Source organism: Chryseobacterium sp. NG-CE01 (assembly GCF_055695505.1).
In genome coordinates, this window is record NZ_CM146369.1 from 3,659,454 (window position 1) to 3,684,849 (window position 25,396).

Genomic DNA, 25,396 nt, shown 5'->3' on the forward strand with positions numbered 1-25,396 from the left:
AGAACAATTATAAGTAAGTTATATTTCAATTATCGGAGATAAATTTCGATTAAATTTTTTGAAAATTTTTGATAGATTTCCATTTTTCGTTTCAATCCAACCAAAGTCAGTATTTTGTAATCCTTCTTTATTAGTATCTAATACAACTCCACTCCTAAAGATGATTTTACTATGTTGATATATAATTATTTCATTTTCAACAGTAGCAATATCAGCGCCAGTATTTTTAAAATTAAGCATTTTTAATCTATTAATCAAGTTCTTATTGGAACTTGTAAAAACGCTACCGACGGGAATCTCATTAGATATATTTTCTCTATCTCTAATGATAAGTATCACTTCAATTCCGTCACTTTCATCTAAATTTAAATGACTGAACGGCTTAATCATTCCATTCTCCTCAGTTAAATAAAATCCTCTTTTTGACGATTGAAAATCTCCATTTTCTTTATCAATAATTATGGGATTGTATATGAGATATAAGTATATTAAAACAATAATTGCAGTAGCATTAAAAAATATTTTTCTCATTTTTTTGTACCTTTTACTTTTACAACGTCTCCTTTATTTTCTTTTACTAATTGCTCGTCTGTTCTTATACCTCCATCGTACTGAACTCTTACACTGCTTCCATTAACTGTTGATTTTTCATCTACTTTCTTTTGAAATTTGTCAACAACACTATCATCAAATATCCAAGATTTATCAACATCTGTACGACAACCTCCAACACAATTAATCCAAGTTCCACTAGAAAAAGCTTCTTCTCTAAACTTATCAGGATCAATAGCTTCTTCTTTATTAGGATAACCAGGATTTAAAGTACCTGGAATAGCATGTCCTAAATAATAAAAACTTGTTATTCGGTCTTTATCTCTAGTTTTATTTTCTCCAGATCCTTTTGTGTTTACATAATCTTCAATTTGATCTACAGAATTTACTACTTTAAAATTAATTCCTAGTTTTTGAGCTTTCTCCTTGTATGATTTTAACATTTTTGCGCTATGACCATTTTTAGCAGAACCATCATTATATACAATCCAAGTTACCTTTTCAGAAGAATTATGCCTTCTACCTAAGGCTCTTCGTGCCCTATCAAGTCCATTGGCTAAAAAGTGTTCTTTGTTTTTGTGGTTTCCTGGCTGTCCTGAAATTACAATGCCTTCTTTGCCATCGGGATCAATATAATTTATTGGATTATTGAAGGTATAAGCGTATGGTGACCAACTCGGGTACTTCTCCGCTAGTGGGTCAACGCCATACCAGATACTTAATCTTGGATTATAGTATCTCGCGCCATAATAATAAAGACCGGTTTCGCTGTCTAATTCTTTTGCGTTAAACTTGTACGGGTTCACATAAGCGGTGGGTTCCTGCTGTTCCACCATGGTTTCCCCGAAAGGTAAATTTAAGAAAAATTGCGTAGGTTCTGCATATTCATTGGTAACATAGGTTGCCGTGCCGAGGTGGTCGCCATGCAGGTAATACAATCCGCCCATCGGAGCCGGGGCTTTGCCAAATTCTTTCTCGATGTCGGAAGTTGTATAGCCGGCTTTAGACAGGTAGTTTTTAAAATCAGTTTCGGCGGCAGCCTGCGCATCGTCACCTTCTTTGCCGGATTGGGAAGCTGCCGGTTTGCTGTAGAACATTCCCCCTGAATCTGACAGCCTGCTTGCAATACGCTGGTCTCCCGCAAAATAGTGTTTCGTGAGCATTCCGTCTGAACTGTAGACCGCATAAGGATTAGGATATACTTTAAAACCGTCAAATACCAATCCGTTATCAATCATTTCCCCGTTCTAGTACAATTCTGATCCGTTCTGCAAGTTGGCTTTTATAGTACGCTCGCTTTTATCGTCATATACATAATACTGGAATGAGCCAGTTTCCTTCGTGTATACCGCTCTCAGTCTGTCCTGCTCATCCCAGTAAAAGTTGGTTGCACCGGTCTGAATTGTTTGATGACTTGTTACATTACCGTTGCCATCATATTCAAACGTTTCTTCTGTTCCTGCGCTTTCTGTAACCCTTTCTACCATATGAGTTCCATTTATGTATGAATAGGTGTTGTCAAAGCTATTGTTAGGATTTACCATACCTTCCTGCTCGTGATACTGTCTTTTCCTTTCGATACCGCTGCTCATATTATACGTTAGGTCAGTCTGGTACAATGAGGTTATACTTCCTGCAATAGTTGCCGGCGGCAGGTCTTCTTTACGGTTTGGTACAGCATTTCCCGAAGAACTCGTAAGCCTGTTAAGGGTGTCATATTGATATTCAAAAGCATAATTCCCTCCAAATCCTGCGTTAGTGGTAGGACTGGTATTAGCTATTCCTGTTATGTTACCCGCGTAATCATAGCTGTAGGTACCATTTAAAAGTGGGTTGCTGTTAGCATCATGCAGGAGATGATTTTGCAGCCTTCTCATATCCGGCTCATAAGTAAAGGTGGAAGACGTATCGTTTCCAAAAACGATCTTTGTACGCTGTTCGTAGTGGTCATACTGTATGGATTTTACGTATTCATACCCTTCCTTGTTGGCAATATTTTTAAGATTACCTCCCAAATCATACTGATAACTAACTTCTTCATTATCCGGATAGATGATGGTTCGGATCCTGTTCCAGTTATCATACTGGTATGATGTGTTGAAGTGCAGGCCAGGCATATAAAAACCATAAATAAAGCGGTCTTCATTAATTAGCTCTCCCATTTTGCCATATTCATAATAGCTGGTTCCTGTGCCGTCCTGTTTTTCTACAACTCTTCCGGTATTGTTTCCTGAAGCACCATAGATATAAGAAACATTCGCAGGGTTTGGACCTGACGGAATATCAGGTAAAACGATATTCATTAACCTATTGTAAGAATACACGTAATGTATCGGAACGCCGCCATTGCTGTTAAGGTTATTGTTGCGTATATGAGTAAGCTGGCCTGCTTTACTGTAAGTATAGGTAGTCTGGCCGCGATCCGGGTGGTTCTGGCTTAGCCTTCTTCCGCCCATGTCATAAGTAAAGCTGGTTTGCAACCCTTCAGGATCCGTAACTGTCATAATCTCCCCTATTTCATTATAGTTAAAATGAGTATTCAAAGACTGCCATGGCAAATAGTTTCTGGTTTCTACCGTCTTGCCTTCCGCATTCGCAAAAACTTCTGTCTTGATCTCTGCAGAAGCATTCTGCATCTGGGTTGTTTCCGTCCTGAACCTGTTACTTTCAATGAAGAATTTATTATTAGCAGAATTTCCTGCCTCATCTATGGAAGATACCGTTCTGTCTTTATAATCATATACAGCTGAAGTGTTATATTGGCCAATATTAGAAGTCAATTTATTATTGATGACTGCATTTTTGTCTTCGAATACAGGGTGATACTGCATAACCGCTCTTCCGAGATTGTCATTGATTATCCTTCCGGAAACTGACATCTTTTCTTCATTATCAATTTCAATATCTTTTTTAACCTGTATTACATTTCCCGTTACATCCGCAAATGAAATTGTTTCGATATCATTGTTGTTATATGAATCCTGATGCCTGTTTTCGCAGTAAATAAATACAGGATATTGCCATTACTAAGGGTTACCGGAGTATGGGAATATTCATACGATATGGTGTTGGTTGACGGCCAGTCGTTAGGACTTATAATGCTAAGCGGTCTTCCGTACCCGTCATAATTATATTTCATTTTGTTGCCCGTAACATCTGTATATTCCAGGACGGTATCCATCAACGGGTTATAAGCAGCATAAGAAGATAAATTAAAAACAGGGTCTTTAACCTGTGTCACATATTTACCCATAGGATCATAGAAATATTCCAGCTCAGATCTCTCGTTGAACTCATTTGGCGGATATTTAATTGTTTTGATATTTCCGAAAGGATCATAAGTAATATCAGTCTCAGCAATATCTCCGGAAGTAAGCCATACTTTAAACTTAGAAATATCTCCGGTATTAAGATTTGAGATCTCTGTCGAGCGTTTACGAAGCGGGTTTGCAGCACCTGTTCCCGGATAAACCGTGATCATGCTCGGAATATTCTGAATATTATTATTAAGATTCGTGTGATAAGCAATTACACTGTTGTAACTTGTTGACGGACTGGTATACTGGTATTTCGTAAGCTGCCCTCTGTTATTATAAAAAAGTTCAGTTTTTGTAGAAATAGAGTTTCCGTTTTCATACATAGTTTTTATGGTGCCGGACATTAAGACACGGCCCATTTTTTTACCCTCGGTTCCGCCAACGTCGTAGGATTCAAACTGAGCGGCAGGAACTTCTATCAATTGACTGATTCCCGGATTAAACTGATAAAGTTTATAGGTATTGGTTGTAGAAGACAAAAGATTGGATGTTCCGGTTCCTCCATAACTTTCCACGGATTTGAGAAGTCCACGGATGAAATAATTCTGATTATAGAAATTCTGAACAGTTGTACGGTAGACAGTACTATTATCAGACATTTCGTACATTTTAACCTTAGCAAATCCATATTTTTCCCGCTCTCTTCTGTCATATCTGGAACTTTCATACTCAAAGCGGGTGATCATATCTTTACCTATTGTACTTAAAGTATAAGTTCCCGAGAAGGCATCAGGATTTGGTATGATCACCTCTGACATCACAAGCTTTGCCTGCGGATCGTTATAAGACGGTTTAGAGAATCCATAATTTATAATAAATGCTGCACCGATGTTTTTTGGAGTATCAGCACTATATGATTCTGCGTACGATACTTTTTTAAGCTTATTGGTTTTACCAAGCTGGGAATAAAATATTTTTAACCCGCTATTGGTATTAACAACGAGGTCGGGCAAGCCATCTCCATTAACATCTCTCAATCCTTTATTGATTTCTGATACTGATAATCCTACATTCGCTGAAAGATCCGCTCCAAAAGGCTTTAAATATACAAGAGGAATACCAAAAATCACGATAAAAGGGATATTGATATAATACCCACCGTTCAGATTGGCATATCCGCTATGTGTTTTTGTTTCTTCCGAAAGGCTTGCATTAAGACTAACGGGACTTGCAAAACGATTGCCCAGATTATACTTTACATTGGTTTGTCCTGTATTTTCATTCACCTGAACGATATCTACGAGTCCGTCACCATTTACGTCCAAAAATGATCTTTTTGAGGTAGCTGTAGAAGATCCTCCACCGACACCTCCGGAAACAGCTATTCCCATTTCAACTCCCTGAACTGCACTAACTATAGAACTGATACCTGCGCCAATTCCAAAGGAAGCAGAATACACAGGCTTTGATACAGGCTCTTCGAAACCTGCATAAGATCCTGTTGATCCGGGAATACTTCCGTTAACCAAGCCGTTTCCAAAGTTGAGCTTAAAATTATTTCCTTCAATTTTATCAGGAAGACCGTCTCCGTTAATATCCATCCAATACTCTGTAGTTTTATTATAAGAATTTGGATAGTTTGTGATGTACCCGCATTTAAAGAATATGGAGGAGATGTATCTCCTGTAGCATTAGAATCTGTATTATTGGTTTGTCTTCCGACAGACTTGCTTCCTCCTGGGGAATTGAATGCAATTATTCTCGAGTTCATAAAGTCATCCATTCTGGTAATTACCTTATAACCACCTTCTATCCCACTTTGAGCACTCTTCAAACCACCTAGTATGCTGGTCTGCTGCGACTGACCGCGGTACAGCATATCGGGATAATTATCCCCATTGACATCAAAGAAGTCCTGGATCTGGATATTTCCAATATTTCTCAGTTGAGATGTAGAATTGCTGAAATTGAGCCCTAAGCCGATTCCAGCATTTTTTGTTTTTGATTTACTTCTCTGTTTTTTAGATATTGCAAACATTCTGGTATTCGGGTTATTCGCAACTTCAATATCATCCGAATCCGGATCATCATCTATAAAAGGCGAAGTAGGGGTTTCGTCATCCTTAAAACTTCCTATTTTTGAATATTGTTCATAAAACATCTGGTTGACCCATTTGTGTTGGGATCTGCTTTTCCCATAAAGGAAAATATACTCGGGCGTTTGACGATCTCTATATTTTTACTGTCTTTGCTGTAAACAGTATTGCCTAGAGAAATATTCCGGTCCAGATTTTTCCAGATCAATTCATTATATTTTGATGAGTGAACAAGACTAATTGTATGATTTACATTTTTTCTATATTCAACAGATTTGTTGATAAGTCTGCCTTCAATGCCACAATGAAAGTTTAAAAGATTATCATCCTTACATAATGATAAATAAATTGCGATAGCGTAATAATGGAGATATTTAGTAATTTACAGCATAAAAAAAAGGAGTCAAGCCATTAATAGCTCCACTCCTTAAAAAAATTACTAGTTGAATGAGTTCCTGAATTCCAAAGGTGATACGTTGGTTTTCGTCTTGAAAAGTTTACTCAGTGACTGCGGATGTTCAAAGCCGAGCTCATAAGCAATTTCAGAGACTGACAGATCCGTTGCTGATAATTTTTCTTTGGCCTTTTCTATGATCGCATTCTGAATATACTGTTGCGTACTGAATCCCGTCAGGAAACGCAGCATGTCGCTTAAATACCGCTGCGAAAGCTGTAACTCCGAGCTTATATATTTAACGGTCGGCAAACCATTTTTCAGACTGTTTCCTTCTTCAAAATAGCCGTTCAGAAGCTGATCCAGAGAACTTATAATATCGTGATTGACTGCTTTTCTGGTAATAAACTGACGATTGTAGAAACGATTGCTGTAATTGAGCAGTAATTCTAATTGTGATACCAGAACGTCCTGGCTGAAGAGGTCGATATTATTGTTGAGTTCATCGGCTATTGAGGCAAACAGGCCGGCTATAATTTTCTTTTCTTTGGCCGACAGAAAGAGCGCTTCCGAAACATCATAAGAGAAAAAACCATATTGGTGAATGGTTTTACCTAATGTGTAATTACGGATAAAGTCCGGATGAAAATACAGGGCGATCCCTTCATAGCTTTCTATGTCTGCCGGCGGAAAAACGATCTGTTTCGGTTTTAAAAATGCCAGTCCGCCTTCTTCAAAATCATAAAATCCCTGACCATACTTTATCTGTCCCTTAAATTTTGTTTTAAAGGAAATTTTATAAAAATCAAGACTTACTTTCTGTTCTTTAGGAAATGTTTCGATGGGTACATTCAGGTAGTCTACCAGTGCAATCATCGGATGAAGCGGTGCAGGCAGCTCCAGTAGCCGCATCAGTTGCGAGATACTGTTGATATGGTGGATGTCAGATTGTGGATGCATTTCTTTTACGAATGTACTCAATTTTGTTTTGATGGACGAATCACAATGTCACCAACTTCAACGTCGTCCGGCTGACTGACTGCATACATCACCGCGTTGGCAATGGCTGCGGGATTCAAAGCCATCTGATCCATATCTTTCTGAATGACAGCCCTCATCTCTTCGTTTTTGATATGGCCCGCAAACTCTGTTTTCACAAATCCCGGTGAAATTCCCGTAATCCGTATTTTTCCGTCCGATTCTTGGCGAAATGCTTCCGAGATGGTACGGATGGCATTTTTTGTTCCGGCGTATACACCCATTATGGGACTGATCTTAAGCCCGGCCGTTGAGATGATGTTAACGATATGCCCCGTCTTCTGCTGCCTGAAAACAGAAATTGCGGCTGCCATCCCGTACAGAACGCCCTTTAGATTGATATCGATCATTTCTTCCCAGCCATCGGTATCCAGGTCGTCAATACGGCTTAACTGACTGATACCTGCGTTGTTCACGATCACATCTAATTTTCCGTATTGCGTAACCGCTTTATTGACCAGCTGAACCAAATCGGCTTTATTCTTTACATCGATGGTCATAAAGACAGCTTCTCCGCCGTTATTTTTTATATCTTCTGCCAGCTCCTGCAGCCGTTCTGTCCGTCTTGCTCCTAAAACAACTTTAGCGCCTTTTTCTGCTAATTCTATAGCGATGGCTTTGCCCATTCCGCTGCTTGCACCGGTAATCGCCACTACTTTTCCTTCAATATTTTTCATAATGCTTTATTTGTCGATCTGCTTTTGTAAAAACTCAGGGTAACGGTCGCCGGCCAGTGTAATTCCACTGACGGTGGTGTCTATTCTTTCCAATTCATCGGCCGTCAATATGATATCCGTGCTGGCGATGTTCTCTTCTAAACGATGTAATTTTGTCGTTCCCGGGATGGGTGCTATCCACGGTTTTTGCGCTAAAAGCCAGGCTAAAGCCAGTTGTCCGGCCGTAATTCCTTTCGCTTCGGCAATCTCAGAAAGAGCCTTCACCAAAACCTGGTTCGCTTTTATATTTTCTTCGGTGAAACGCGGCAGGATATTCCGGCGGTCGGCTTTCTCTAATTTGGTGTTAATTATACCTGTAAGAAAACCTTTCCCCAGCGGACTGAAGGGAACAAAGCCGATCTCTAACTCTTCCAGCAGCGGAATGATTTCCTGTTCCGGTTCGCGCCAGAATAATGAATATTCACTTTGCAATGCTGAAATAGGCTGAACGACATGTGCTCTTCTTATCGTTTTTGCACCGGCTTCCGATAATCCGAAATATTTTACCTTGCCTTCCTGTATCAGGTCTCTTACAGTTCCGGCAACCTCTTCTATGGGAACTTCCGGGTCTACTCTGTGCTGGTACAAAAGATCGATGTAATCTGTTTTCAGTCTTTTAAGAGATGCTTCGGTGACTGCTCTTATCGTTGCGGGTCTGCTGTCCAGCCCTTCCGCTGGCCTTGCATTCTTACAGCCAAATTTTGTGGCTATGACCACGTCTTTTCTGAAAGGTTGCAAAGCTTCGCCAACAAGCTCTTCATTGGTGTACGGCCCGTACGCTTCCGCTGTATCGAAAAATGTGACACCTTTGTCAACAGCACTCTGCAACAGGGAGATGGCTTCTTTTTTCTCCAGCCCTTTCCCGTCCAGAAAATTTAACCCCATACAGCCAAATCCTAATTCGGAAACCTCCAATCCGCCGGTTCCCAGTTTTCTTTTCTGCATAATACTTTTTTTAATTTTACAATGTTTTATTTTCAGGTACAAAATTCCTGATTGGCGTGCTATAAAAAGTAGCCAGGCTGGTATATTTTGTATTCAGATAAGATCGGACGGACCGGGAGTGCCACTTTATGTCTATATTCAGAATCGGATTACCCTTTGAAATAAAAATTGTCAACCGTAAAACGCAACGAGAAAAATGATTTTGATATTGTCAGTCATGAGATCAGACTTCTGATACCGGTTGAATTTCAGTCGGGTCTTTTCAGGATCAGCCAGGCGGCATCCAACATTTTGATCAGGTGCAGATACGGACCCACCATTTTATGTTCCGGTACGTTATTGAAAGTTCCAAGCGAGAAATACACCGCTTCCGCAAGGAACTCCTCGAATTTCTCAAGATCGTATTCTTTAAAAGCTTTGCGGAATATTACTGCCGGATCGCGGTATTCTTTCTCCGTCAGGGAACCCTGTGACAGCGGACTGCTTTGTTCCGGAAGTGTACGAACCAGCCATTTCCCTTGCTTATTTTTCAGGCACCACCCTGCCCTGAGAAACGACCGCAGCGACTGGTGAAAGTGGAAAACAACAGAAGGATCTTCCGGAATCCGGGTTTTCTTTTGGGCGGCGTATTGCATGATGAGATGGACCCGTTCTTTGGCGGTGATCAGGTCATGGAACTGGAAAAATACTTCCATCAGCGGGAGTGCGGAATGTTTGTTGCGGCCGGACCAGAAACGGGATTCGAAGGGTATGCTTTTTTTCATGGAAGGTTTTGTGTTTTTTGTTCTTTGGGTTCTTTGATGTAACCTGTTGCAAATATAATAAAAAATTAAAAAAGGATACTTATAAGTATCCTAAATTTTAACTTCAAACATAGAATTTTACAGTTAATGAATGAAATTGATCTTACTAACTGTAAAAAAGCACTTGGGTACAGAATTTCTGAATTAAGAAAAAAAATTATAAATCCCGAGACCAATAAACCTATTTCACAAGAAGAACTGGGTTTAAGGACTGGTCATGCCAAAAAGACAATTGGTGAATTAGAGCGAGGTAACACTAATCCTCGCTATGATACTTTGCTTATTATATGCAAAGAACTTAATGTTACCATTCAAGAACTTTTTGATTTTGATATGAAGAAATATATCAAACTTGCTAATAAATCCTAAATTTCAGTATTTATTAGAATATTGCTACATTCAAAATAAGATTATAAAAGATCTTCAGAAAAAATTGGATTTAGAATAAAAAATAGCACCATAATAGAATTATTTAATTATTTTCTATTTCAAAAACAAGTTCTTCTGTTATTACATCTTTAAAATTAATTAATGGAATAATATATTTTTTGAATTCACTATCTTCAAGTTTGACGTATAGAATTCCTCGAATCGTACTAATAGTATTTTCAGCAATAAATTTCAAAAATTCAATTGGTAATGTCAATTTTGATTCATCTATTAGAGCGAAATAATCCTCTTCTTTAATTTCAAACCCAGTTGTTACTTTTAATTTTACCAAAGTACTATCCTTTTCTACTAGTAAAATATTAAATATACAGTTTATAACCTTTTTACTCTCAATTAAATCAAATTCAAGCTCAGTTTTGTAACCTATAGATTTGCGATCTTTAATTTTTTCCTCCAGTATCGCAAACTCATTAATTTTTAGAGACCGCAATTTGACATTAATTAAATTTTGCATAATATTAATTTTCTTTTACTTCTTCTAATTCATAATATTCTGAAGGTTCGTTTAAAGGTATTACTTGAGATGTATATGATTTTTTTAATGACTTTTCATTTCTGCGAATAGTAAAGTCATAGAATACAATCTTTCCTTCAGTTTTAATTTTCTTACTTTTGTTTTCCGAAATATTAACAAAATTAGCAAAGATAGGCATTGAAAGTTTCCTTTCTATTTTATCCAAAATATCAAATCCAAACTTCTCATTGCCTTTAAGTAACTTTGCAACATATTGTGGAGATACTTCTAAATTTTCAGCTAAGTTTTTTTGAGTCCAACCAAGTTCATCTAACCTAAGTAGTATATGCAATGCTATCTTTTTGGATCTACGCAACCACTCTCTATTAGAAGCACGTTCTCTTGCCTGAGAAATTGCATCTGTTTCGAATGTTGTTAATTTCTTTAAGTATTTTTCTTTATTGCTCATAGTCGTGAGTTTGTAAATATTCAAAAAAACTTTCTTCATCTACAATTTGATTTTGAAGTAGAAAATCTTGTACACTTTCTAATTTCACTATCTGCTGCCGCGTAAGGTCATGTTTTTCCATTCTATCAGTGAGCTTTATAGCGCTTCCTGTTATTATCATGGTATCATCAAGCATAATGCCGTAAAATCGTAAAACATTTTGCCTTGCTTTTTTATGTGGTAAGAGTTCTCGATAATTTTTTGTTTTGGTTAAAATTTCAAAATGCTCCTTAATAGTTCCTGACTTTGCCGCTGCAATCAATGCATCATCAAAGATTTCTACATTTTCAGTTATAGTCTCTATAAAACCTAATAGATCTTGTTTAGGGAAATATTTATTATCTCTAATAAACTTTAAATTTTGGTTGTAAAAATTTTTAAGATAAATAATATCATTCCATTGATCTATTCCTAAATTATATTCATCTAAATCTCTGCCGTTAAATTTAAAAGCATATAAATATGGTGCAAATATACATTTTATATCCATACAAAATCAACCTATAGGTTTATTTAATACTGCTGTTGTTGTTTCATAATCTAATCTCTGTTCCCTTAGTATTTGGTAGATATGGAAAGTAGCTAATCTATTTTTATCTGATATGTATTTTTGTATCGGACGTTTACACCATCTATTTTAGCAGGAATCCATAAAGTTTTAATCTGCGACACAGCTTTTACAGCGTCTTCGTTTAATTTACTATTAGATCCAGAAACTTGAATATTACTAACAGTACCATTTTTCTCAACAATAAAAGAAATATTAAAGAGACCAGATTCGTTTGTTTCTATACTGGAATTGATTTTACTTCTAAAAGCAACCAAGCCTCCAGGAAATTCAGGAATAAAATCAACAAATTCAAAAATACTTTCATCATTAGGAGCTATCCTTCTACTAATTCTTTCTTGTTCTTCTTCTTTTTTATCCTCATTATACATTGCTGTAACAAATCTTTCATAAGCATCCTGACCAATATACATATTCTCATTATACTTTATTGTACGAAATGTATTATCCATGTATTGTATTTTGATCGTGCTAATTTTCATCGTCTCTACAATATTAGTAAGCCACACATAATCAAATGACCACTCTGAAACTTCGTATTTTTTTACAGGACCTATAGCTTTAAGAGTTTGATATACAGTCTTACCCTTTGAAACTAGATCACCAACAGGATTTACTCCCGCAACAGTAAACCATATGTATTTTATAGTATTTTTAAGAGGGTTGAATATTTTAAATACCGCACCTGTAGAAGAATAATCATCAGTGGGATAATATCTGATTATTCCTAAACCATATTTTTCGCTATTCAAAAATGGCTGCATAGCATATGAAAGTTCTGACCTCGACTCATTAGTCTTATAATTTATTAATGAATCTGAATTAGATATATTGGCTGCTGTATTATTCTGTTCAACTTGACTAAAAAAGAATAAAGGAGACATCAATAATAGTAAGATGAATAATTTCATATTATTAATTTTTGGCAATTTACAAATTTCTACAATTCAATATTATGGAAAACCGTAAATATAAAATAGGATGACAATAATGATAATTTCAAGCGTGCTAATTATCTTTAAAAATCATCAACTTTATAACCACAAAAAAATCCCGGCCAAACCGGGATTTCAAATTTCATATTCAACCTTTACTTGATCTCTACAGGAACAGAGATTTTATCCCAATCCATAGTGAATCCGTTTTTGTTGATTTTGTATACCAACGCTTCCTGGGTGGTTGGTAACGCTTTTGTTTTTACATCAACACGCAAGGCATCTTTTGCCTGATCGTATTTATAAGCGCCCCATTGTTTTGGCTCTTTGTTGAAGATGGCCGTCCAGGTTCCGCTTTGTTTAGGAATCAGGAAAAAGCTGTATTTTCCGGCCGGAAGTTTTTTACCCTGAACGGTAATGTCTTTATCCGTTTCAAAAGTGGTAGCTTCGTTGGCACCCGCACGCCAAACTTTATCGTAAGGTTCCAGTCCGCCCCAGATGGTACGTCCTTTCACAGAAGGACTGCTGTAGTTGATGGTAATGTTGGCATCTTTAATTTTTCCTGTAGCAGTCATTGGAGGACTTGCAGGCTTTTTAGTCTCCTGTGCAAAGGCATTTACGGAAATCGTCATCGCAGCAACAAGTACGGTAGCAGATTTAAAAATTGTTTTCATAACACTTTATTTGTTTGTTTGTTGTCAAAGTATATTTTCAGAATGATATTTTTTACCTGTTCTTAGGCTGATGTTACCTTTATGCTAATAATACGCTCGCAGAACGGGCAGATTTAGCAGATTTTTTTTGCGTAGATATCTGCGTCATCACCATACTTTGCGTGAGCCTTTGGTTTTCTGCCAAAATGTAAACAGGCTTTTTATATTATTCTTTTTCGTTTACGAATGTACTGCTTTCGGCTTATAAAACAATAACCCGATGGAAGAAAATAAAATGACCGCCGCAGCGCCGATAACATTGAGCCACAGAAAAGAAACGATATCGAACTGATACACGGCAATAACCGCAATTTCAGACAGAATTGCAGAAATAAAAACATTCTTTCCGTCGATTTTCTTATAGTAAAAGGCGACCAGGAAAATCCCCAATATCGGACCGTAGAAAAGAGAACCTAATACATTCACCGCCTCAATAAGGGAGCCCATCTGCGTGGCAAACATGGCTACACTGATTGAGAAAATTCCCCAGGCTAACGTGTGCAGTCGGCTATATTTAAGTTCGGTTTTCTCATCAGGAATTTCTTTTTTGAATATCAGATGAACATCTTTTAATGAGCAGGCAGCAAGCGAATTCAGCGCCGCCGAAATGGAGCCCCAGCTGGCCAGGAAAATAACGGCAAACAGCAAACCGATCATCCCGACCGGTAAGGTATTTTTCACAAAATACAGGAAAATATAATTAGTATCTGTTTTCTCCGCATTATAGTTGGACTTGTTGATCGCTTCCTCTACCCTTCCGTGAAGCGCTTTTACCTGGGTCTGTGTATTTTTAAAATCCTGAATGGTTTGGGTAAGCTGTGGAGAACCAGTTTCTTTTAACTTTAAAATTTCTTTCGATTCCGCATTAAATTTTATCTGCAAATCCTGATGCTCTTTTTCAAAAACGGCAGCCTGCTCAGGTTTTGTTTCCTTTAAATATTGATAAGAACGTTCGTTAAAATAAATCGGAGCCGGTTTCAGGGAAAAGAAAGCAAAAAGCAAAGCACCGATGAGAAGAATGGCAAACTGCATCGGAATTTTAACCAATCCGTTCAGCAGCAGGCCCATTTTGGCATTGGTATTGTCCTTAGCCGTAATATACCTCCCGACCTGGCTCTGGTCGGTGCCGAAGTAAGAAAGTGCCAGGAAAAAACCGCCAATTAATCCGCTCCAGATATTGTATTTATCTTTCCAGTCGAATTCTGTGGTAATGACATTAAGCTTCCCGGATTTCCCGGCAAGATAGAGGGCGTCTTTAAAACCGATTCCGTTCGGCATATTCTCAATAAGCAGATAACCGGCGAAAGCCATGGTTCCCAGAATAATGAGAAACTGCAGTTTCTGCGTGTGTGCAATGGCTTTTGCTCCGCCAATATAGGTGTAGATCAATAAAATTCCGCCCGTTAAAACATTGGTTAAATAAATATTCCAGTTCAACACACTTGATAAGATGATACTCGGCGCATAAATGCTGATCCCAGTTGATAATCCCCTGGAAAAAAGAAACAGCAGCGAAGTGAGCACTCTTGTTTTTTTATCAAAACGGTTTTCTAAATATTCGTAAGCGGTGTACACATTCAAACGTTGAAAAATCGGGATGAAGGTAATACAGATCACAATCATCGCCAAAGGCAGACCAAAATAATACTGAACGAAACGCATTCCGTCGGTATACGCCTGACCCGGCGCCGAAAGAAATGTAATGGCACTTGCCTGCGTAGCCATAATCCCTAAAAGCACAATGTACCAGGGCATTTTATTGTCTGCTTTCAGGTAGGATTCATTGCTTTTCTGGCCACGGCCGATGAATACGCCATACACAACCACCACAACAAGGGTGAAAATAAGAACAGTCCAATCTATAGTACTCATGCACAGAATTTAGTAAACCAATAATACAATGCGATCTGCAATACTAAAGCAAATGCTAATAACAGATACCAGATCTTCCAATTAATTTTCCTGTTCATCAGTTTTTCTGTGCAGATAAAAAGTTTAAAAATAACCGTGCAGCACCTGCATTTCCCGCAGGAAGCTGTCTGAAAAATGCCAGCGGCGTATAGATAAAATTACCTTTCCCGTATTTGGCATACAGCGTTGATCCCAGCAGAGGTTCCTCACCGGTATCATGCATTTCAAAAAGCGGTTCATAAGCGGCGTCCCATTGATCAGGGAAATAAGCGCCACGCTCCTGTACCCAATCTTTGAAGTCATCTGCCGTAATTTTGTTGGGATAATTCAGCAGCTTATGATCCGGTTTTAAAAACGTAACCGCAGCATTCTCTTCGGTAACCCTTTTATTGGCAACGGTGAAACTGTAAATACCCAGCTGATCAACCGTAGTATCCTGATTGGTGTTGTACTGCATCACCAGATTACCTCCTGCTTTTACATAAGACCATAAAAAAGGCATCCAGCGTCCGAGCTTTTTCTCGGTGTTGTTGGCACGAACACCCAGTACGATGGCATCATACTGCGATAGTTTGTTCTGATTACCTTTCACGCCGGATTCATCCAGGCTGCCATAAAAATCTTCGTCTTTCAGGATATCCACCTGAATACCTGCAATACGCAGAAATTCAGGAATAAAATCTCCCGCACCTTCGATGTAGCCTACTTTTTTAATATTCGTCTGAATATTCCCTTTCATGACGGTGACCGATGCCGGTGCAAAATATTGTAAAGTAGGCAAATGCGGGTACTGAATTAAGATCTGTTTTTTGTTGTATGGTACTCCGTCTGCAATATAATTGGCTTCCAGCTGCAGGCGAGATGAATTAATTGCCGCAAGCTTCGTTTTGGGAATAACATAATCCACGGTAAAATCTTTTCCATTCATGGAATTTAAATCAGCGCCGCCTAAGCGTTCTCCGTTATACATCAGGCTGACAATACCCTTACCGAACTGTTTATTTGAATTAACCTTAAAATTCAGGCTTACCTGTAAATCTTCATTTTCTCTGGCCAAATAAAGCGGCTGTGTAAATTTCAGTTCCAATGCAGGAACAATGCGCAAAGCTTCTACTACATCACCACGCACGGGATCTAATTTCTTGAAAGATAAAGGTAATTTAACCTGAAACTTTTCCGAACCGATTTTTAAATCAAGCAAAACATTCAGCGGTGATTCTGCTTCGGGCAAACCGATTAAAGTATCATTCGGAACAGAGAACGTTGCTGCATTTGTGGGAGCTTTCGCGAGCCAGTAAGGTTCTGTAAGTGCTGCATCTGCAGGAATCTGCATTTCATGCTGAATGGTAATTAAAGAATCTTTTGACAGTTTTCTGTTGAAGCTTTCTGACTTGCCTAACCATTTTACATTTTCTAAAACAACAGGATTTACAGCTCTTGAAATTAAATTTAACCTGAAATTATAATGATCTCCGGCAACTGCTTCTGCCTGATTGGTAACGACCTCACCCATAAAACCGGCACAGCTTAAAATAATATGGTCAAGAGATTTAATTTTATCCTTTTTCAGGTCCGAATCCTTTAATGCCATTACCTTTTTTCTCAATGCAAGCAAAGCAGGCAAACTGTCTTCCGGATGATTAAAGCTGAATGTAGAAATAATATTATCTAAGGATTGGTCAATATTGGGACTTCCTTCTTTAGTCCATGTTTTACTGATTCCGTCAAAAAGATTTGTTTTTGCAGGCTCACCGGCAACGTGGGAAAAATATTCGGTTTTGATTCCGGCTACAGACTGTGTTCCCGCACCCTGGCTTTTATGTAAGCTTCTGCTTAATCCGGCCAATTCGCCATAGCCCATTCCCAATTGCGCATCATATTGCCCGACCGTGACTTTCAGTTGATTTTCAGCGGTGGTGTTGACTGCGCCAAACCGAAACGTATTCCACAATACGCGTTTCGGCTGCCATACATTTACATATTTGAGCTGATCCGGGAAAGCCGTTTTATCGCCCGCCAGTCTAAAAGCTTTTTCTGCCACCACGGCCGAAGCCGCATGCTGTCCGTGGCCCGCCGGAGCAGTGGGAGGAAAACGACAAATGATCACATCCGGACGGAATTTTCGGATTACCCAAACTACATCCGCTGTAATGTTATCAGCACTCCATTGTTTAAAGGTATCCGTCGTATTTTTTGAAAACCCGAAATCAATGGCCCGGGTAAAAAACTGTTGGGCACCGTCTAATTTTCTTGCTTCTAAAAGTTCATGCGTCCTGATTAAACCCAGTGCAGCACCCTGTTCTGTACCCAATAAATTTTGTCCGCCATCACCTCTGGTTAAAGACAGATACGCCGTTTCTACATTCTGGTCGTTGATCAGCCACGAGAGCAAGCCCGTGTTTTCATCATCAGGGTGAGCCGCAAGATATAAAACTTTAGGAAGGTGTTTCAGGGTTTTAATGTCACGGTAAATTTCAGATGATTTTGAGGGCCGAACCTGCTGAGCCGAACAAAAAGCCGCGTAAAAGCCAAGAATAAATACAATGATTACTTTTTTGAACATTTGAATTTGCTTTGCGAAGCAAATATAAGTAAATCGTTTTTCTTTAAAGGTAAAAGAAAGAGTATGCATTTTTGGTGATGTTTAGTAAACATTACGTGTAAACAATTACAAAGCATAATTAGCATAATATCTTGACCGACAGCATTTACATTGTCAGCAAAATATTGATTTACCAAAATTTTTTGAACACTACATTTATTAAAATAAAAACAGGTAACCAAAATTGGCTACCTGCTATTTAAACCTATTTGATCTATGCGGATGCTTATATATTGTAATAGCTAATTGACATTTAATAGTAATCCTTTCAAATATATATCTTCAGAAATTAATTTAATTTTATCCTTGACTACCCTTTTATTTGTATTATCTAAGTACATTGATGTTTTAGCAGCATCTGTATGAATTTTTATTATAAAGTCATACAGATTTCCTTTTTTTACGGGGAATCCTATGCCTTTGAAATTTCCCTCATTTTTATATATTTTAGGATCAAAATTAAGGGTTATAGTTTTTGTTTCATTTGCTTTTAAAATCATAAAATTATCATTGATATACTTTGCTTTTTCAGCGAATTGTAAGGATTTTTTCGGGAAATAAGTCTTGCTGTATTTTTTTAAGTTTAAAACCTCATCCTCACTTATTTTTTTTTGTCTGTTATACTCTTGTAAAAGCGCTTTCTCTGTCAGGTCGATATCATTAAGATAAAAATCAAGCTTTAAAGAATCGGTAGTATTATGAGAAAATAAAATTATTCTTGGAGAAAAAATATTTTCATACAGCCCGCTTTCTTTAGGTGTATTTTCTTCGATTATATATTTATCAAACTGCTCATAAACCCCCAGACTATTTGTATCCAGCACAAAGCCTACATCGGTATTTGTTACATTTGTTATTCCGATTACAATTTTTAATGGATTAAATTCATCTTTAACGGAATAGTTGAACACCGTATCTTTTATACTTAATTTAAGGTATTGGGCTTTAAAGCTACCAATCACCAATAAGAATAAAAAAGCAAAAATTCTGTACATCATTTTCTTTTCAAATTTTATGGGACAGCAACAACAGGCTTAGGATAAAATCCTCCGGCTTTTATAAAAATAGAATTCATCATGCGCAGATTATATCCTTTGCTTTCTATATGCTTCTGAATAATCGTAGCATTACTCTCAACATTGTTTCCTCCTCTATAGCCTCCACTTATAATTTCCGTTGCCCTATGAGCCTGATATTCATTAAAGTTAAGTCCATCAGTTGTCGATAAAATACCCCATGAACTTTTGCCGTCTATTTTTTCATTTCTCATACTTTCGTACAAACCGGTTTTATACCAGAAGTAATGATGGCGCAGCTCATGGTATGCGGTCAGAACATAGTCTAATAACGATTTGTTATTAAAGGTATTTAGGTTTATTGTTTTAGTATTTTTATTGTAATATCCGTAACGTCCGTCATTTTGATCATAGGGAACAATATCCTTAATACCACCATTGACATTTAACTCCTGCAATTCCGGAGATTTTTTTACAATATCTTTAGTAGCTTCAATTGTTCCTTTATCCGAGGATTTGTATTTGGCACGTTCAATAATATTCTCCATTTCCGATTTACTTACAATACTGTGAAGATAATGATTTAAACCGGCAACAATGGCACCAATAGCTGCTCCCTGCCAAAAATTTCCTCCGGCTAGCTTCGAAGATACACCTCCTACAACACCACCAGTAACCATGGATGTCCCCATTGACTTGGTAATTGAAGGATTAATGCTGGTAATTCCGCTCATTACGCCGCTTGTTACAAATCCTGTACCTTTACAATTCAGCACTCAAAAACCTTATAAGAATATGAAAATCATTTAATCAGATAACAGTTTGTTGTAATTTATATAATAAACCAATGACCAAGCAACACCTTACATTCGAAAATTACCAAAAACAACAAGAATACGTTCGGATTTTAATTCTAATGTGACAACCTGATGATAGAAATTAGTGTAAACCCGTTCAAAGGATTTTCATCGTTGAATTTACAGTAATCATTATACAGAATGTTGATGGATCTCAACCGTCAGATTTTTGGAAATGCAGACCAAATTACATTGCTGTTTTAAGGTTAATTATTAATGGCTAATTGAATGACTGTCTGAACTCCAGAGGAGTCTGATTGGTCTTACTCTTGAATAATCTTGTGAAGGACTGCGGATATTCAAATCCCATATGATAGGCAATTTCAGAAACCGACAGATCCGTGATCGAGAGTATTTCCTTCGCTTTTTCAACGAACCTGTTGTGAATGTGCTGCTGGGTATTGAGACCTGTTAATGATCGCAAAAGATCGCTCAGGTAGCTCGCTGATACATTTAACTGATCGGCAATGTTCTGTACCGTCGGAATTCCGTTCTGAAGTTCTTCCTCTGAATTAAAATAAAGATCCAGAACTTTTTCAAATTTTTCGATGAGATGATCATTAACGCCTTTATAGGTGATAAATTGCCTTTTGTAATACCTGCTGCTGTAGTTGAGAACAAGTTCAAGCTGAGAGATTACCACATCCTGGCTGAAATCATCCATCCTGCTCTTCAGCTCCTCTTCAATAATGCTGAAGACTGAAAATAACGTATTTTTTTCGCTTTCTGATACTTTCAGCGCTTCGTCCGCAGAATAGGAAAAGAAACCATATTGCCTGATCTTCTTTGCTAACGGATAGGAAAGCAGAAAATCGGGATGAAGCAGGATGAGGAAACCTTTGCTTTTGTTATTCTTAGGTTTTTCAAAAAGCTGGCCCGGAGCCGTAAAAACCAGGCCGCCTTCACCAAAGTCATAGTGATGCTGACCATATCTGGCACTTCCGATGGTATCTTTATAAGCGATCTTATAAAAATCCAATACCATGTGGTCAGCCAGTTCTTCAGGTAATGTCATATCCTCCAGACGGATAAAACTGACCAGCGGATGCTCTGGTTTTGGTAATCCGAACATCTTATGGAATTCAGATAACGATTGGAACTTATGCAGATGATTTTGGTTGCTTTTCATTTTCAGATTATTAAAACCAACACCTGAATGATTTGATCTCAGGTGTCGGTCATGTAAAAATAGTGAATTAATTACCAAGGTGTTTCGCCGGATTCAGGATTATATTCTTCACTGATGAATTTTCCGGTAGGTCCGTCCTGAGCGATCATTGCATATTTTGCAATTCTTTTTCCGCCTTCTTCCACGGTTCCGGTACCTCTGTGATTATTGAAATCCGTAGCAACGAATCCCGGGCATACTGCATTGACTTTAAAAGGTGTATCGCGAAGCTCGTATGCAAGATTAATGGTATACATATTCATCGCGGCTTTTGAAGCAGTATAGACGGCAGCTTTATGGCTGTAATAGATCCAGCTGGGGTCGGAATGCAATGTAAGCGAACAGCCACTGGAAGAGACGTTGACGATTCTTGGCTGTTCCGATTTTTTAAGTAAATCCATAAATGCCTGGGTCATTCTGATCACACCGTACAGATTGGTATCCAATACATTCTGAAAAGATTCGACTGGTGCTTCCAGGGCGGCCTGTGGCATTCCGCCGTTTATTCCTGCGTTATTGATGAGTACATCCAGGACATCGGTTTTATTTCCGATCTCGGATCTGGCTTTTTCTACGGAAGCGGCATCGGTTACATCCAGCTGAATTGCCTCTATATTTTCAAAACCTGCTTTTTTAAGTTGTTCTACGGCAGATTCTCCATTTTCCAGATTTCTGCTTCCGATAAAAACGAAATATCCGTTTTCTAAAAGCTGCTTAGCCGTTTCAAATCCTATTCCTTTGTTGGCTCCTGTTATTAATGCTGTTTTCATTTAATTTAATTTAAATTTTATATTTCTCTGCGAATTCTTTCGCAAAATCTTCTAATTTTACTTTTCCCAATATTGGTTTGCTGGCATAAAAATCTTCATACAAACTACCGTCTCCCTGTGCCTTTTGCATGGCAACCATTCCTTTGGCAATCCATTCATTGATGCCGGCTGAAAGCATCTGATTTAATAATTCTTCACCTGAAATGACTTTCCACTCCAAATCCTGATTACCGATTGCTTTACCTAAAGCATTGGCAATTTCATCCGGAGAAACCTCATCGCTTGCGATATAATGTACTGTCTTTCCGCCGAAGTTTTTTTGAAATTCTTCTGCAATGGTCGCTGCAATATCATAAGGTGAGACCCAAGGTTCTTTGTTTGCGCCTCCGTAACTTTGAATAATTTTACCCTGAGACTGTATCGTGGGGAGCCAGCGGTACATATTGCTGAAAAATCCGACGGGGCGCATGAATTTGATCGAAACATCTTCAGGAAGAGTCTGTAAAATCTGCTCAACATGGTAATGAACCAGAAGACTTCCGTTACCCTGATCAGAGTGTGCACCAATACTGCTTAAATGGATGATCTTTTTGATGCCCGACTGCTGAACAGCTGTGACATAATTTTGAGCGATTTTTTTAAACTCAGCTAAAAAATCAATCTCTTTATCAAAAAGACTTCCTATGCCTTCCCAGGCTTCCATTAAATAGACAGCATCTGCACCTTTAAGTGCTTCTGTCAAAAATTCTGCATCCTGAATGCTTCCTATCGCCGCAACAGCGTTCAGACTTTCTATTTCAGTTATTCTTTCTTTTTTGCTGCTGATTACCGTGACCTGATGTCCGGCAGCTACCAGTAAATTAGTAAGTGGTTTTCCGATGTTCCCGAGAGAACCTGTTAAAACTATTTTCATTGTCTTTATTTATTAGTACAAAGTTGCACTAACCATTATTCATAGAATTAACAAAATCCCGGCGATACTTAACCAAAATGCTAAACCCCGAACCAATATAGATCAATTACGAGAATCTTATTCAGAATTTAAACTTAACTCGGCACAATCAGACTTTGAAATTAAAAAGTTACATGATTCAGAATTAAGTAATTTATATAAATTCTTTGCTGGTGAACCTGCAGCTCTTTATGGCGGGATATTTGCGGGATTGGGAGTGTGAATACTAAAAATATTCCGAATCAGGAGTCCAGTTGTAACAAACGGCAGCCGGAATCAGCTTAACCAGAAATCTATGGATGATTATATACTTATTTTAACATTAGTCGGCGCAGCCACTTTCCTCATGGCCTGGATGCCGGGATTATCAAAAAGAACAGGAGTGTCTTATTCGGTATTTTATATTGCGGCAGGAGCTCTGCTCTACCTGACTATTCCGGAACATCTTCCCGACCCTCTTCCGAAGAATAATGAAAGCCTGACACTTCACCTCACCGAACTCATCGTGATCATCTCACTAATGGGATCGGGGATAAAGATCGACCGTTCATTTTCATTTAAAGCATGGTCGCTGCCGTTAAAGCTAATTGGTATTACGATGCTGTTCTGTATTGCAGCTGCTGCATGTATGGGATACTATTTTCTATCGTTAGGTATTGCTTCTGCAGCACTTCTGGGCGCAGCACTGGCTCCTACCGACCCTGTTCTTGCTGCGGATGTGCAGGTAGGACCTCCTAACGACAAAGCGAAATCGGAAGTAAAATTCACATTAACCTCAGAGGCAGGTCTTAACGATGGCGTTGCTTTCCCATTTACATGGCTTGCAGTCTGCCTGGGTTTAATGGTTTCAGGAGATCAGACGAACATCCTGGAATGGTTTGCTTTTGATCTGATCTACAGATTAGGCGCTGGTATATTAATCGGGTGGATCTTTGGTAAAGCCATCGGATTTCTACTTTTCCGGATCTCCGAAAAAAGCGGTCTCTTATCTACCCGGGATGGTTTTCTGGCGATCGCTGCAACCCTATTGGTGTATGGAGTCACGGAATTTGCACATGGCTATGGCTTTTTAGCGGTCTTTATCTGCAGTATCACCCTCAGGCATTACGAGAAGGATCATCATTATCATAAGGAGCTGCACTCATTTACCGATCAAACCGAAAGGTTGCTGCTGAGCTTGCTGATGATTCTGTTCGGTGGGACACTTGTTATGGGAATCTTGAAACCGATCGATACACGAATGGTTATTTTTGTGTTATTGTTCCTTTTAGTAATACGGCCAGCTGCAGCGTGGCTGGCACTGATTAACTCTAAAATAAAAAACAAGGAAAAATGGGCGATAGGCTTTTTCGGAATCAAAGGATTAGGTTCAGTATTCTATCTCTCTTTTGGTTTCCATGAGTTTAATTTTGAGCATCAGGACCAGCTGTGGGCGATTGTTGCCTTAACAATTCTTTTATCTATCGTTATGCATGGATTTTCGGCGACCACCGTCATGAAAAAAATAAGTAGGTAAGAGTGTGAAACAGATCATCCTGAATAATAAAAAATTGATAAAACATAATTAAATAAGACCTATGCAATCAAATGAAAATTTATATAAATCCCTTTCAAAAGTTGTCTTGCTGGCTGCAGGAATGGTCATCTTGATTTGGTTTCTGTATCAGATTTTAAGCGTGGTGCTTTTGCTGTTATTTGCCATCGTACTGGCGCTCATCTTAAATAATCCGGTAACCTGGCTTGAGAAAAAGAAAATTAAACGGGCGTGGGGATCTTTAATTGTATTCGGAACCCTGATACTAACGCTGGCTGTATTGGGCTGGCTCATTGGTCCGAAAATCAGTGAACAAACGTCCAGACTTTTTAAAGATCTACCCAGTTACGGAAAAAATTTATTCCAGACTGTGAGTTCCTGGTTCAGTGATTATCCTGAAATACAAAAAAAGATAAAAATTGACGGAGACAGTATTTCCCAATCTATTCCTTCTATCACTAAAGCACTGGTTAAAATTGGAAATTTTTCACTTTCGGTATTAGGAGGACTTGTAATACTGATTGTCTTTATAAGTATTGTGATTTATGCTGTTGCTGATCCTCGTCCTCTGGTTGAGTTGTATCTATCTGTCTTTCCGCCTGCACAAAGGGAAAAAGCCGTTGCTGCTCTTTCAAAAACATCAGTGATGTTAGGCGGTTGGATTAAAGCCAATTTAATAGGGGGAAGTATTGAAGCTGTTTTGGTAACTACATTTTTAAGTATTATGGATGTGCCGGGAGCATTTGTTTGGGGAGCGCTTGCCTTGTTTGCGGAGTTAATTCCCAAGATCGGCTTTTATATCATGTCTATTCCTCCTATATTAGTGGCTTTGTCTGTAGATCCCGTTACAGCCCTCTGGGTAACGATTTTCTTTCTTGCCTTAAACGAGATCATGGGTGATCTGGTCATGCCAAAGTTACGTTCGTCTACGATGAACATTCATCCAGTATCCACACTTTTCTTGTTGCTTGCGCTGGGTTCTGCTTTCGGCTTCGCAGGAGCTCTGCTGGCTACTCCTTTTGCCGCAATTATTAAATCTTATTATGAAGAGTTTTATTTGAGCAGATTTCCTAAAGATAAAAAAATGGATGATCACATTGAATCGGTAATCCAACAGAAAGTACAACCCTGAGAAAAATGAAGGAGTTTAAGATAGG

24 protein-coding genes are annotated in these 25,396 nt (G+C 38.3%); 3 read left to right on the forward strand and 21 right to left on the reverse strand.

What is annotated here, in order from left to right; genetic code table 11:
- Nucleotides 1–18 precede the first annotated feature (18 nt).
- From ACYT6F_RS16810 to ACYT6F_RS16850, 9 genes are all read right to left on the reverse strand, one after another.
- On the reverse strand, nt 19–531 hold the full coding sequence (locus ACYT6F_RS16810) for a hypothetical protein (protein ID WP_472598776.1): 513 nt from the start codon (nt 529–531) through the stop codon (nt 19–21).
- Nucleotides 528–1,790, reverse strand: coding sequence for an RHS repeat domain-containing protein (locus tag ACYT6F_RS16815; protein ID WP_472598777.1), 1,263 nt, complete (start codon nt 1,788–1,790; stop codon nt 528–530). The genes ACYT6F_RS16810 and ACYT6F_RS16815 overlap by 4 nt, the downstream gene beginning before the upstream one ends.
- Before the next feature lie 9 nt (nt 1,791–1,799).
- On the reverse strand, nt 1,800–3,431 hold the full coding sequence (locus ACYT6F_RS16820) for a hypothetical protein (protein WP_472598778.1): 1,632 nt from the start codon (nt 3,429–3,431) through the stop codon (nt 1,800–1,802).
- Between the two features lie 53 nt (nt 3,432–3,484).
- On the reverse strand, nt 3,485–5,200 hold the full coding sequence (locus tag ACYT6F_RS16825; protein ID WP_472601132.1) for a toxin TcdB middle/N-terminal domain-containing protein: 1,716 nt from the start codon (nt 5,198–5,200) through the stop codon (nt 3,485–3,487).
- Nucleotides 5,201–5,223: 23 nt separating this feature from the next.
- Nucleotides 5,224–5,970, reverse strand: coding sequence for a hypothetical protein (locus ACYT6F_RS16830; protein ID WP_472598779.1), 747 nt, complete (start codon nt 5,968–5,970; stop codon nt 5,224–5,226).
- 374 nt (nt 5,971–6,344) lie between these two features.
- A complete protein-coding gene (locus tag ACYT6F_RS16835; RefSeq protein WP_472598780.1) occupies nt 6,345–7,280 on the reverse strand; it encodes a helix-turn-helix domain-containing protein in 936 nt (311 codons plus the stop codon).
- Nucleotides 7,277–8,014 (reverse strand): SDR family oxidoreductase, encoded by a 738-nt coding sequence (locus ACYT6F_RS16840; RefSeq protein ID WP_472598781.1) that lies wholly within the window; start codon nt 8,012–8,014, stop codon nt 7,277–7,279. Before ACYT6F_RS16840 ends, ACYT6F_RS16835 begins: the two co-directional genes overlap by 4 nt.
- Nucleotides 8,015–8,020: 6 nt before the next feature.
- Nucleotides 8,021–8,998 carry an aldo/keto reductase gene (locus ACYT6F_RS16845; protein ID WP_472598782.1) on the reverse strand — a complete coding sequence of 326 codons (978 nt, stop codon included), beginning with the start codon at nt 8,996–8,998 and terminating at the stop codon, nt 8,021–8,023.
- Nucleotides 8,999–9,246: 248 nt separating this feature from the next.
- On the reverse strand, nt 9,247–9,633 hold the full coding sequence (locus ACYT6F_RS16850; protein ID WP_472598783.1) for a hypothetical protein: 387 nt from the start codon (nt 9,631–9,633) through the stop codon (nt 9,247–9,249).
- A gap of 255 nt (nt 9,634–9,888) precedes the next feature.
- On the opposite strand from ACYT6F_RS16850, the gene ACYT6F_RS16855 reads away from it, so the two are divergent.
- Complete coding sequence (locus ACYT6F_RS16855; RefSeq protein ID WP_472598784.1) at nt 9,889–10,170, forward strand: helix-turn-helix domain-containing protein; 282 nt, start codon at nt 9,889–9,891, stop codon at nt 10,168–10,170.
- Between the two features lie 103 nt (nt 10,171–10,273).
- Here ACYT6F_RS16855 and ACYT6F_RS16860 read toward each other — a convergent pair whose 3' ends face one another.
- The 12 genes from ACYT6F_RS16860 to ACYT6F_RS16915 form a co-directional block, all read right to left on the reverse strand.
- The gene (locus ACYT6F_RS16860; protein WP_472598785.1) at nt 10,274–10,705 is read right to left on the reverse strand and encodes a hypothetical protein; all 432 of its coding nucleotides are present in this window, start codon (nt 10,703–10,705) and stop codon (nt 10,274–10,276) included.
- 4 nt (nt 10,706–10,709) lie between these two features.
- Nucleotides 10,710–11,174, reverse strand: a complete 465-nt coding sequence (locus ACYT6F_RS16865) for a helix-turn-helix transcriptional regulator (protein WP_472598786.1) — start codon at nt 11,172–11,174, stop codon at nt 10,710–10,712.
- Nucleotides 11,164–11,703 (reverse strand): hypothetical protein, encoded by a 540-nt coding sequence (locus tag ACYT6F_RS16870; protein WP_472598787.1) that lies wholly within the window; start codon nt 11,701–11,703, stop codon nt 11,164–11,166. The genes ACYT6F_RS16865 and ACYT6F_RS16870 overlap by 11 nt, the downstream gene beginning before the upstream one ends.
- 92 nt (nt 11,704–11,795) lie before the next feature.
- Nucleotides 11,796–12,692, reverse strand: coding sequence for an energy transducer TonB (locus ACYT6F_RS16875; protein ID WP_472598788.1), 897 nt, complete (start codon nt 12,690–12,692; stop codon nt 11,796–11,798).
- 179 nt (nt 12,693–12,871) lie between these two features.
- Nucleotides 12,872–13,390 carry a DUF2911 domain-containing protein gene (locus ACYT6F_RS16880; RefSeq protein ID WP_472598789.1) on the reverse strand — a complete coding sequence of 173 codons (519 nt, stop codon included), beginning with the start codon at nt 13,388–13,390 and terminating at the stop codon, nt 12,872–12,874.
- Nucleotides 13,391–13,609: 219 nt separating this feature from the next.
- Nucleotides 13,610–15,301: a sodium:solute symporter family protein gene (locus tag ACYT6F_RS16885; RefSeq protein ID WP_472598790.1), complete on the reverse strand. Its 1,692-nt coding sequence runs from the start codon at nt 15,299–15,301 to the stop codon at nt 13,610–13,612.
- 97 nt (nt 15,302–15,398) lie between these two features.
- Nucleotides 15,399–17,903, reverse strand: coding sequence for a PIG-L family deacetylase (locus ACYT6F_RS16890; protein WP_472598791.1), 2,505 nt, complete (start codon nt 17,901–17,903; stop codon nt 15,399–15,401).
- Nucleotides 17,904–18,184: 281 nt separating this feature from the next.
- A complete protein-coding gene (locus ACYT6F_RS16895) occupies nt 18,185–18,940 on the reverse strand; it encodes a hypothetical protein (RefSeq protein WP_472598792.1) in 756 nt (251 codons plus the stop codon).
- Nucleotides 18,941–18,954: 14 nt separating this feature from the next.
- Nucleotides 18,955–19,734, reverse strand: coding sequence for a hypothetical protein (locus ACYT6F_RS16900; RefSeq protein WP_472598793.1), 780 nt, complete (start codon nt 19,732–19,734; stop codon nt 18,955–18,957).
- Between the two features lie 301 nt (nt 19,735–20,035).
- The gene (locus ACYT6F_RS16905; protein WP_472598794.1) at nt 20,036–20,944 is read right to left on the reverse strand and encodes a helix-turn-helix domain-containing protein; all 909 of its coding nucleotides are present in this window, start codon (nt 20,942–20,944) and stop codon (nt 20,036–20,038) included.
- A 71-nt stretch (nt 20,945–21,015) separates the two neighbouring features.
- Nucleotides 21,016–21,753, reverse strand: a complete 738-nt coding sequence (locus tag ACYT6F_RS16910) for an SDR family oxidoreductase (protein WP_472598795.1) — start codon at nt 21,751–21,753, stop codon at nt 21,016–21,018.
- Between the two features lie 10 nt (nt 21,754–21,763).
- On the reverse strand, nt 21,764–22,666 hold the full coding sequence (locus ACYT6F_RS16915; RefSeq protein WP_472598796.1) for an NAD(P)H-binding protein: 903 nt from the start codon (nt 22,664–22,666) through the stop codon (nt 21,764–21,766).
- 334 nt (nt 22,667–23,000) lie between these two features.
- Between ACYT6F_RS16915 and ACYT6F_RS16920 the strand changes: the two genes are divergently transcribed.
- Together ACYT6F_RS16920 and ACYT6F_RS16925 are read left to right on the forward strand one after the other, a co-directional pair.
- Nucleotides 23,001–24,221: a cation:proton antiporter gene (locus ACYT6F_RS16920; RefSeq protein WP_472598797.1), complete on the forward strand. Its 1,221-nt coding sequence runs from the start codon at nt 23,001–23,003 to the stop codon at nt 24,219–24,221.
- Nucleotides 24,222–24,282: 61 nt separating this feature from the next.
- On the forward strand, nt 24,283–25,371 hold the full coding sequence (locus ACYT6F_RS16925; protein WP_472598798.1) for an AI-2E family transporter: 1,089 nt from the start codon (nt 24,283–24,285) through the stop codon (nt 25,369–25,371).
- Nucleotides 25,372–25,396: the final 25 nt, after the last annotated feature.